Origin of the sequence: Phocaeicola sp. RTP21359st1_B8_RTP21360_211022 (assembly GCF_040911965.1) — a bacterium.
Taxonomy (GTDB): Bacteria; Bacteroidota; Bacteroidia; order Bacteroidales; family Bacteroidaceae; genus Phocaeicola; species Phocaeicola vulgatus.
Window position 1 is genome coordinate 1 of record NZ_JBDFXP010000083.1, and the last position, 9,698, is coordinate 9,698.

At 40.5% G+C, this 9,698-nt stretch carries 8 protein-coding genes; 1 reads left to right on the plus strand and 7 read right to left on the minus strand.

Annotated features, from left to right (window positions below):
* Positions 1–120: 120 nt before the first annotated feature.
* Positions 121–975, minus strand: coding sequence for a lipopolysaccharide assembly protein LapB (locus AB5062_RS22000; protein ID WP_005842232.1), 855 nt, complete (start codon positions 973–975; stop codon positions 121–123).
* A gap of 117 nt (positions 976–1,092) precedes the next feature.
* Between AB5062_RS22000 and msrA the strand changes: the two genes are divergently transcribed.
* Positions 1,093–1,578 (plus strand): peptide-methionine (S)-S-oxide reductase MsrA, encoded by a 486-nt coding sequence (msrA, locus tag AB5062_RS22005; protein WP_005848903.1) that lies wholly within the window; start codon positions 1,093–1,095, stop codon positions 1,576–1,578.
* Between the two features lie 68 nt (positions 1,579–1,646).
* Here the strand turns inward: msrA and AB5062_RS22010 are convergent, their stop codons facing one another.
* From AB5062_RS22010 to AB5062_RS22035, 6 genes are all read right to left on the minus strand, one after another.
* The gene (locus tag AB5062_RS22010; RefSeq protein WP_008667929.1) at positions 1,647–2,792 is read right to left on the minus strand and encodes a TlpA disulfide reductase family protein; all 1,146 of its coding nucleotides are present in this window, start codon (positions 2,790–2,792) and stop codon (positions 1,647–1,649) included.
* A gap of 131 nt (positions 2,793–2,923) precedes the next feature.
* On the minus strand, positions 2,924–3,985 hold the full coding sequence (gene leuB / locus AB5062_RS22015) for a 3-isopropylmalate dehydrogenase (RefSeq protein WP_005840846.1): 1,062 nt from the start codon (positions 3,983–3,985) through the stop codon (positions 2,924–2,926).
* Between the two features lie 93 nt (positions 3,986–4,078).
* A complete protein-coding gene (locus tag AB5062_RS22020; protein ID WP_005840844.1) occupies positions 4,079–5,626 on the minus strand; it encodes an alpha-isopropylmalate synthase regulatory domain-containing protein in 1,548 nt (515 codons plus the stop codon).
* Complete coding sequence (gene leuD, locus AB5062_RS22025; protein ID WP_005848913.1) at positions 5,605–6,201, minus strand: 3-isopropylmalate dehydratase small subunit; 597 nt, start codon at positions 6,199–6,201, stop codon at positions 5,605–5,607. Before leuD ends, AB5062_RS22020 begins: the two co-directional genes overlap by 22 nt.
* Positions 6,202–6,214: 13 nt before the next feature.
* Positions 6,215–7,597, minus strand: a complete 1,383-nt coding sequence (gene leuC, locus AB5062_RS22030) for a 3-isopropylmalate dehydratase large subunit (RefSeq protein WP_032953654.1) — start codon at positions 7,595–7,597, stop codon at positions 6,215–6,217.
* Between the two features lie 17 nt (positions 7,598–7,614).
* Positions 7,615–9,111 (minus strand): 2-isopropylmalate synthase, encoded by a 1,497-nt coding sequence (locus tag AB5062_RS22035; RefSeq protein ID WP_005840837.1) that lies wholly within the window; start codon positions 9,109–9,111, stop codon positions 7,615–7,617.
* Positions 9,112–9,698 lie beyond the last annotated feature (587 nt).

Sequence of the window (9,698 nt, forward strand, 5' to 3'; positions counted from 1 at the left end):
TTGAGAAAAATCCAAATGACTTCAATTGGAGATGAAACAAAAGAGGCCATCTCAACTCTATTTTGAGACAGCCTCTTGTAAAAGCATGATGATTGTCTGACAATAATCCTGTTCGTATTTTTACTTACTTGCTTTCAGCTTATCCTGTAATTCCGGTCGGGGAACTCCCAACTCTATTGCTTTTTCAAAAGCAACATACGCTTCTCTTTTTTTCTTCTGACTTAAATAAATCTCACCACACATCACATAAATTTCCGCATCGTCCGGTGCCAGTTTGGCGGCCTCCTCCAAATCCAATAAAGCCAAATCAGGCGTATTCATTTCTACAGCCAATGTAGCGCGAGCTTTCAAATAAGAAACATCTCTGGGATTATCGGAAACCAATTTGTTAAAATCTTCTAAAGATTCACGATACTTCAACTCCTTCTGATTTAAAAGTGCCCTGCCCAAACGTGCAGTATTATTCCCCGGTTCCTCCTGTAATAAAGTATTATAATCTATTCTCGCTCCCTTATAATCCCTACGTTGCATATAAATATAAGCCCGGAAAAGTAACGCTTCCTTATTTGTCTTATCTATATCAATCACATTGCAATAATCCACATAAGCCCTGTCAAACAAATTTTTCTCCAAATAGAGTGAAGCACGATTGAGCAATGTAACAACAGAATATGGAGTAATATTCAAGGATAACGTGTACGAATCAATAGCATCATCTATTTTCCCCAATCTCCGCTGGACCGTTCCTAGATTAGTAAACAATAAAGCATTACGCATATTGGCAGGATCCATCTTCAATGCCTGTTTGAACAAAATTTCTGATTTTGTCAAACTGTCGTTTTTTGCCGCATCCAACGCACAGGTTATCAGCTCATCGTAAGTTTGCGCCTGCAACTGCATACATGCACATAGCAACATAAGATAACATACGATCTGTTTCATCCGATTTTCTATATTAATTAATTCCGGTTGCAAAGGTAGAGGAATCTTTAACGATATTCCTTTAGTTTAATTAAAAAAAGCATAAGGTAGGTTTCTCGTTTTAAAGGGTATTCCGTATATTTGGCATACAATTTTAAAAGAATAAAGAACATGAAAGTAGAAAAAGCGATATTCGCCGCCGGATGCTTCTGGGGCGTACAACATCAGTTCGAACGTATTCCGGGTGTACTAAACACTACAGTCGGTTATACAGGTGGTCCGGAAGCCAACCCCACATATACTCAGGTAAAAGCCCACATGACCCACCATGTAGAAGCTATTTTTGTAGATTATGACGCCGACATGGTTTCTTATGTGGATTTGTGCAAACTTTTTTTTGAAATACATGATCCTTCACAAACCGATGGAATAGGTCCTGACCTCGGACCGCAATATCGGAGTATGATTTTCTACATGGATGAAAAACAAAAATCCGAAGCTGAAGAGGTCATCGAACTGCTTCGCTCGAAAGGTCATAGAGTCAATACCAAATTACGCCCTGCCGAGAAATTTTGGGAAGCAGAAGACTATCATCAGCACTATTACGATAAAACGGGAGGAGAACCTTACTGTCATATACGCGTAAAAAAATTCTAAATTAAACAACAGAGGTGTGTTCAAATAATGGCACACCTCTGTTATTCATAATTATCCGGAACCTTTCATCATTTCATCAATGCGTCCAGATACATATAAAATTCGGGATCCTCGCCAACTACCTGTTTAGCAATTTTCCCTTCAGGATCAATCACATATTTAGTGGGATAACCACTTACTCCATACATCACCGCCACATCCGGTTCACCTATATTGCGTACATTAATCCACGGCAATTGATGCTCAGCTACTGCTTTTTTCCATTTATCCTCTGTATCATTGCAGTCAATCCCTACAAATTCTATTTTTCCCTTGTATTTTTCATATGCCTTTTTCATTTCGGGAATTCCTTTTATGCACCATCCACACCAGCTTCCCCAGAAATCAAGCACTACATATTTACCTCTCAGAGAAGATAAGTCAAAATTCTTTCCATCCAAATCCTTCAAAGTAAATTCCGGAGCAGGATTACCTGGTTTCATTGCTTCTTTTGCTTTATCGCGAGCCAGTTCTTTCTCATATCCTTCTCTCATTCTCTGATATAAAGGAGCCATCATTCCTTCCTTTACCCGGTCAGTCAAAACATTAAAAGCATCCCCCAACTGGTCCCTTGTCAACTGTGACATTACATATACTGATACATCTTTATCCGGATTCTGCCTAACATAGTCACTTTTTATTTTTAAAATATTTCCATACCATTCTTTTGCTGAAGCATAAACTTTACGGATAGAATCTCCGGGTATTCCTTTTTTCTCCATATCCATACAGACTACATTCAATGAATCTATTTTATGACTATATGCTTTACAGTCCTCCAACACTTCATTATAATCATCATAAAAGGAACCTCCCTCCAATTTATATTCATCCAATGAACCTGAAATTTTTATAGGTTGGCCAGGCAACAGCAAAAAATTTACAGCTTTCATCGATATGGCAGGTATACTGCCATCCTCATTGGGTTTCACTGACGGTTTACCATAAATATAAACCTGTTTCAATACACTATCACCTAAATTAAAAGCAAAACTTCCATTTTGCATGGCAATCGTATCTGTCCTACGACTATCACGATCATTTACAGGAAAAGATTGTACCAATAATGTATCACTCTCGATACCAGTCAGCATACCGCTGATTTCCGGTTGGTCCGAAGGCTGGCAGGCAATCATAAAACCAGCTCCTACCAAAGCATAAACTAAATTCTTCATCTGAATGTCTTTCAATTATTATCTTTGTTTTATTTGCAGCATCAAATATACTTTTTCTTATCCAATAAAAATAAAGAATCAGAAGTAAAATGGCATTCACTTCTGATTCTCCGTAAAAAACCTATAAAATTCTATGCTTTCTTGATATAATCCACAATCCAGGAACCCACTTCCTTAGTACCATACTTGGCCCCACCTTCAACCTGAATTTCCGGAGTACGCACATTTTCATCCAAAGAAGCATCTACAGCCTTACGAATCAAGGTGCCTTCCTCCTTAAGATCAAAATACTCAAACAGCATGGCCACCGATAGGATTTGAGCCAATGGATTGGCAATATTCAATCCTTTAGCCTGTGGCCATGAACCGTGAATAGGTTCGAATACCGGAGTGCTTTCACCCGTAGAAGCAGAAGGAAGTAATCCCATAGAGCCACTGATAACAGAGCCTTCATCTGTCAGAATATCACCAAATGTATTCTCAGTCACCATCACGTCAAAGAAACAAGGATCCTGAAGCATCTTCATGGCAGCATTATCCACAAACATATAGTCTGTAGTCACTTCCGGATACTGAGGAGCCATCTCTTGTGCAATCTGCCTCCACAGACGTGAAGATGCCAGCACATTTGCCTTATCAACTACAGTAAGATGCTTACGGCGCTTCATGGCATATTCAAAAGCCACTTTTAAAATACGCTCAATCTCCGGACGGGTATACATATTGGTATCATATGCCTTATCATTATCCTGATATTTTTCACCGAAGTACATCCCTCCGGTCAGTTCACGAATACAGATAAAATCGGCATTTTCCACCAATTCGGCGCGCAACGGAGACTTATGAACCAAGCATTTGAAAGTCTGCACAGGACGGATATTGGCAAACAAACCTAATTTTTTACGCATAGCCAGCAAACCTTGCTCCGGACGAACCTTTGCTGTAGGATCATTATCAAATTTAGGGTCGCCTACAGCCGAGAAAAGCACTGCATCGGCATTCTTACAAGCCTGAAAAGTAGCTTCGGGAAACGGATCACCTACTTTATCTATCGCATCTGCACCACAGATCGCGTATTCATAACTTACTTTATGGCCAAACTTCTCACAAACAGCGTTCATCACATCAACGCCTTGCACTGAAATCTCCGGTCCGATACCGTCACCGGCTAAAACTGCAATTTTAAAATCCATTTTTTTAGTGATTAATGGTTAGCGGTCAGTGATTAATAGTTGGCGGTTAATGAAATCTGACGACACTGTTCATTAACCACTAACCACTAATCACTAACCATTATTATTTTCATATTCATTTTCTATTATATTCAGCATTTTCATGGTAGCCTTGATAGCAGCCTCCGTCTGGTCAGCATCCAGCCCACGAGTACGGAATACTTTTTCTTCAAAACTCCAAGTTATTACTGTTTGCACAAATGCATCTGTACGGCCCCCAGGAGGAATACTTACCGCATAATTGGTCAACATAGGGAATTTACGCCCTAATGTCACTTTATAAATTTTACGCAATGCACGCACAAAAGCGTCATACTGACCGTCACCGCTGGAATTCTCCTCAAACTCTTTTCCGTTAATCTCTATTTTTACAGTAGCCATCGGCTTCAATCCATGCGCCAGTGTCACAATATAACTTTTCAGTTTTACACTTTCGCTTACCACTCCATGCTTCAGCACATCGGAAACAATATAAGGCAAATCTTCCTGAGTAACCAATTCCTTCTTGTCACCCAGTTCGATAATACGTTCCGTTACCTTACGCATGGATTCTTCATCTAAATCAAGTCCCAAATCCTCCAGATTTTTACGGATATTGGCTTTGCCACTAGTCTTGCCCAACGCATACTCACGTTTACGTCCGAATCGTTCCGGCAACAAATCATTGCAATAAAGATTATTCTTGTTATCACCGTCGGCATGAACGCCGGCCACTTGCGTAAACACATTCTCACCCACAATCGGCTTGTTGGCAGGAATAACAATACCAGAATAAGATTCCACCACTCGGCTCACATCATTCAGACGGCTTTCGTCGATATTGGTCAAAGCATTAAAATGATCCTTCAGAATAGCTTGAACACTGGCAAGCGGTGCATTTCCTGCACGTTCCCCTAATCCATTGATAGTAGTATGAAGTCCTTTAACCCCACTCAGCACAGCAGCAAGTACATTACTCACAGCCAAGTCATAATCATTATGCGCATGGAAATCAAAATGAGTATGAGGATAACGTTTTTTCATCTTCCGCATGAATTCAATCACTTGCAAAGGATTCAAGATACCCAATGTATCCGGTAACATATACCGTTTGATACTGGTATCCTTCAATCCGTCCATCAACTGGAATACATAGTCAGAAGAATCCTTCATTCCGTTACTCCAATCTTCCAGATATACATTAACTGCAATATCCAGTTCATCGGCATAACGCACCACATTCACAATATCTTCAATATGTTCTTCAGGTGTTTTCTTCAACTGCTGTGTACAATGTTTCAACGAACCTTTACACAATAAGTTAATTACCCTGCATCCTGTACGTTGTATCCAATCTACAGAAGTACGGCCATCCACAAATCCGAGCACCTCCACTTTGTGAAGCAAATTCCGGCGGGCAGCCCAGTCACATATCATTTTAACGGCTTCAAATTCGCCATCCGATACACGGGCCGAGGCAACCTCTACCCTGTCTACCTTTAAATCTTCCAATAGCAATCGGGCAATCATCAATTTTTCATGGGGCACAAAAGATACTCCGCTGGTTTGTTCACCATCGCGGAGTGTTGTATCCATGATTTCTATTTTGACGCTTTTTCCCATGCTTCTATCTTGTCTTTGTTGGTCAGCAAAAAGTCGATATCATCCAATCCGTTCATCAAACAATGTTTCTTGTATGCATTAATTTCAAAATGTTCGCTTTTACCTGTAGCCTTATTGGTTATAGTCTGTTCGGGCAGATTTACTTCCACTTCCATTTTCGGATCTGCATGAATTGAATCAAAAAGTTCCTTCAAAAATCCTTCACTCACCACCACCGGAAGTACAAAATTATTTAATTCATTATTCTTATGAATATCAGCAAAGAAACTGGACACAACTACCCGGAAACCATATCCGGCGATAGCCCATGCTGCATGTTCACGGCTGGAACCAGAACCGAAATTCTTTCCCGCTACAAGGATTTGTCCACCGTAAGTAGGATTATTCAATACAAAATCCTTGTTCAGAGAACCATCCGGATTGTAGCGCCAGTCACGGAACAGATTATCACCAAAGAATTTCTCTTCACGAGTTGTCGCCTTTAAGAAACGGGCCGGAATAATTTGGTCTGTGTCCACATTCTCTAAAGGAAGGGGTACGCAAGTGCTTGTTATGATATTGAATTTCTGTTTCATTGTCTTCGCATTTTTAAATTAGTTCTCTAGGATCTGTTACAACACCGGTCACCGCCGCAGCAGCAGCTACCAGCGGACTGGCAAGCAACGTGCGAGCACCCGGTCCCTGGCGTCCTTCAAAATTACGGTTACTAGTAGATACCGAATACTTTCCGGCCGGAATCTTATCATCATTCATAGCCAGACAAGCAGAACATCCCGGTTGACGGATGGCAAAACCTGCCTCCTCCAAGATTTTGTCCAAACCTTCTTCACGAATCTGTGCATCTACCATCCATGATCCCGGAACCAGCCATGCAGTCACATGATCTGCTTTCTTTTTCCCTCTCACTAAAGAGGTAAAGGCGCGGAAGTCCTCAATTCGTCCGTTAGTGCAAGCACCCAAAAATACATAATCAATTTTCTTACCTAGCAAGGATTCGCCCGGCTGAAAGCCCATATAGTCCAAAGACTTTTTAAAAGAAGCACTTTTATCATCTACCGGAATATGCTCAGTGATTCCCATACCCATTCCTGGATTCGTTCCATATGTAATCATCGGCTGAATATCTGCTGCATCAAAACGAATTTCTTTATCAAATACAGCATCATCATCACTCTTTAATGTTTTCCAATGAGACACCGCTTTATCCCAATCCACACCTTTCGGAGCATGTTCCCTGCCTTTTATATATTCAAAAGTCACTTCATCAGGAGCAACCATGCCACCACGTGCCCCCATTTCAATACTCAGATTACATAAAGTCAGACGACCTTCCATACTCAAGTTACGGACAGCCGAACCGGCATATTCCACGAAGAATCCAGTAGCACCACTGGTTGTCATCTTAGACATCATATAGAGAGCCATGTCTTTCGCCGTCACTCCTTTACCCAGTTCACCATCAATAGTGATACGCATAGTTTTCGGACGAGATTGTAAGATACATTGTGAAGCCAACACCATTTCTACTTCACTGGTTCCAATACCGAAAGCAACAGCTCCCATCGCACCATGGGTAGAAGTATGCGAGTCACCACAAACAATTGTCATCCCCGGCAAAGTCAGCCCTCTTTCCGGACCTACTACATGAATAATACCATTTCTTTTATCCATCATACCGAAATGAGCCAAGCCGAAATCTTTGGCATTCTTTGCCAAAGTATCTACCTGTGTTTTAGAAACCGGATCCTCAATCGGTTTATCCTGGTCATGTGTCGGAGTATTGTGATCCGGCATACAATATACATGATCCGGACGAAAGACTTTCACCCCGCGTGCGCGCAGTCCCGCAAAAGCCTGCGGACTAGTTACTTCATGACAATAAAGCCTGTCTATATAAAGTTGAGTAGGTCCCTCCTCAACCTTTTGTACCACATGGGCGTCCCAAATCTTATCAAATAATGTGTTAGCCATTTTTGTATTACGTATTATTATCTTTTAAACTTGTTGATACAATCAATATATGCTTCTACTGATGCAGCGATAATATCTGTATTCGCTCCGAAACCATAGTACATCTGTCCGTCATATTCCACCTGCATGTGTACTTTACCCATATCATCACTACCTTTACTGATAGCCTGGATCGTAAATTCCTTCAATACCATGTGGCGGTCAATAATTTTTTTCAAAGCCTTGATAGCAGCATCTACCGGTCCATTTCCACTGGCAGCAGCTTCAAAGTGCTCTCCTGCAATATTCAGTCCTAAACTTGCCACCGAACGAACGCCCACTCCGCTTGTTACCTGCAAGTAATCCAATTTTATATGGTTATTAACACTTCTATCTGCACCTGCCAATACCAGAATATCATCATCCGTGATATCTTTCTTCTTATCAGCCAGTTTTAAGAAATCCTCATATACCTTATCCAATTTGTCCTGTTCCAGTTCGACTCCCAAAACATGAAGACGATGTTTTAACGCAGCACGTCCGCTACGAGCAGTCAAAACAATAGCATTATCATCAATGCCCACATCCTTCGGGTCAATAATTTCGTATGTTTGTACGTTTTTTAAAACACCATCTTGATGGATACCGGATGAATGTGCAAAAGCATTACGTCCCACAATTGCCTTGTTCGGCTGAACCGGCATATTCATCAAACTTGATACCATACGACTAGTCGGATAAATCTTCTGGGTATTGATGTTTGTCTGAATATTAATATCATTATGGCATTTGACAATCATTGCCACCTCTTCCAAGGAAGTGTTACCGGCACGTTCTCCAATGCCATTGATAGTCACTTCTACCTGACGTGCTCCATTTAACACACCACTAATCGTATTGGCAGTAGCCATACCCAAATCATTATGACAATGAGTAGAAATAATAGCCTTATCGATACCATCTACATGATCTACCAAATATTTAATTTTCGCCCCATACTCTTCAGGCAAGCAATAACCTGTAGTATCAGGTATATTCACCACTGTCGCTCCCGCTTTAATAACAGCTTCTACCACACGAGCCAAGTATTCATTATCCGTACGTCCTGCATCTTCCGCATAAAATTCCACATCATCTACATAACGACGTGCATATTTCACAGCAGCCACAGCACGTTCAATAATTTCTTCACGAGTAGAATTGAATTTATATTTGATATGAGAATCTGAAGTTCCAATGCCAGTATGGATACGTTTGTGCTTGGCAAACTTCAATGCGTCAGCAGCTACGTCGATATCTTTTTCAACTGCACGAGTCAGCGCACAAATGGTTGGCCAAGTAACAGCCTTAGAAATTTCAATTACTGAATTGAAATCACCCGGACTTGAAATAGGAAATCCTGCCTCAATCACATCCACTCCCAAAGCTTCCAACTGCTTAGCCACCTGAATCTTTTCCACTGTATTCAACTGACATCCCGGAACCTGTTCGCCATCACGAAGAGTGGTATCAAAAATAAATAATCTGTCACTCATAAATTTCAATTTTATATTTTACCATTATTATATTCATAAAAAAAACCTTTCACACAGGGAAGTGAGAAAGGCTTTCGTATATCATTGTTCACACATACTTTTATGCACAACACTCACTTCCCGCTGACTTTGCCAGTAGAATAATAATGCCGCATAGCAAAATATGTATAAATCCTTGGTTCATTGTTTATCTCTTATTTTATCTAAAACGTTGCAAAGGTAGAGATTATTTTCTAAAAGCAAAATAAAAATGAAAGTTTTTTCATTATATAAACTACGATTTTTTATTTATTCTACTTTTAGAGTAACAGTTTATAGGAATATATATCTACAAGTATCTCTATAGAAGTGTATCTGCAAAGATATAGATCACTTTAGATATAGAGGCAAATTGAATTGACATAAATAAACTCACTTTATGAACATCGTCCCCTACAGAGCAAAACTTCCGGACCTGCCCCTGCCGGAGAAAAGACATGGCGGAGCCTTCCAGACAGTTCCGTGGGAAAGGTATCCACACCCACGGGAAAGATAAGGCTTTTAACTAATTCCCCCAAGTTTTCAAACTGAGCCGAAAAAACGGTAGA

What these genes read in the sequence shown, in the direction of transcription:
- msrA (WP_005848903.1), top strand. Translation starts at nt 1,093, where the DNA reads ATGAAAGTAGAAAAAGCGATATTCGCCGCCGGATGCTTCTGGGGCGTA.
- AB5062_RS22010 (WP_008667929.1), bottom strand. Translation starts at nt 2,792, where the DNA reads ATGAAGAATTTAGTTTATGCTTTGGTAGGAGCTGGTTTTATGATTGCC.
- leuB (WP_005840846.1), bottom strand. Translation starts at nt 3,985, where the DNA reads ATGGATTTTAAAATTGCAGTTTTAGCCGGTGACGGTATCGGACCGGAG.
- AB5062_RS22020 (WP_005840844.1), bottom strand. Translation starts at nt 5,626, where the DNA reads ATGGGAAAAAGCGTCAAAATAGAAATCATGGATACAACACTCCGCGAT.
- leuD (WP_005848913.1), bottom strand. Translation starts at nt 6,201, where the DNA reads ATGAAACAGAAATTCAATATCATAACAAGCACTTGCGTACCCCTTCCT.
- leuC (WP_032953654.1), bottom strand. Translation starts at nt 7,597, where the DNA reads ATGGCTAACACATTATTTGATAAGATTTGGGACGCCCATGTGGTACAA.
- AB5062_RS22035 (WP_005840837.1), bottom strand. Translation starts at nt 9,111, where the DNA reads ATGAGTGACAGATTATTTATTTTTGATACCACTCTTCGTGATGGCGAA.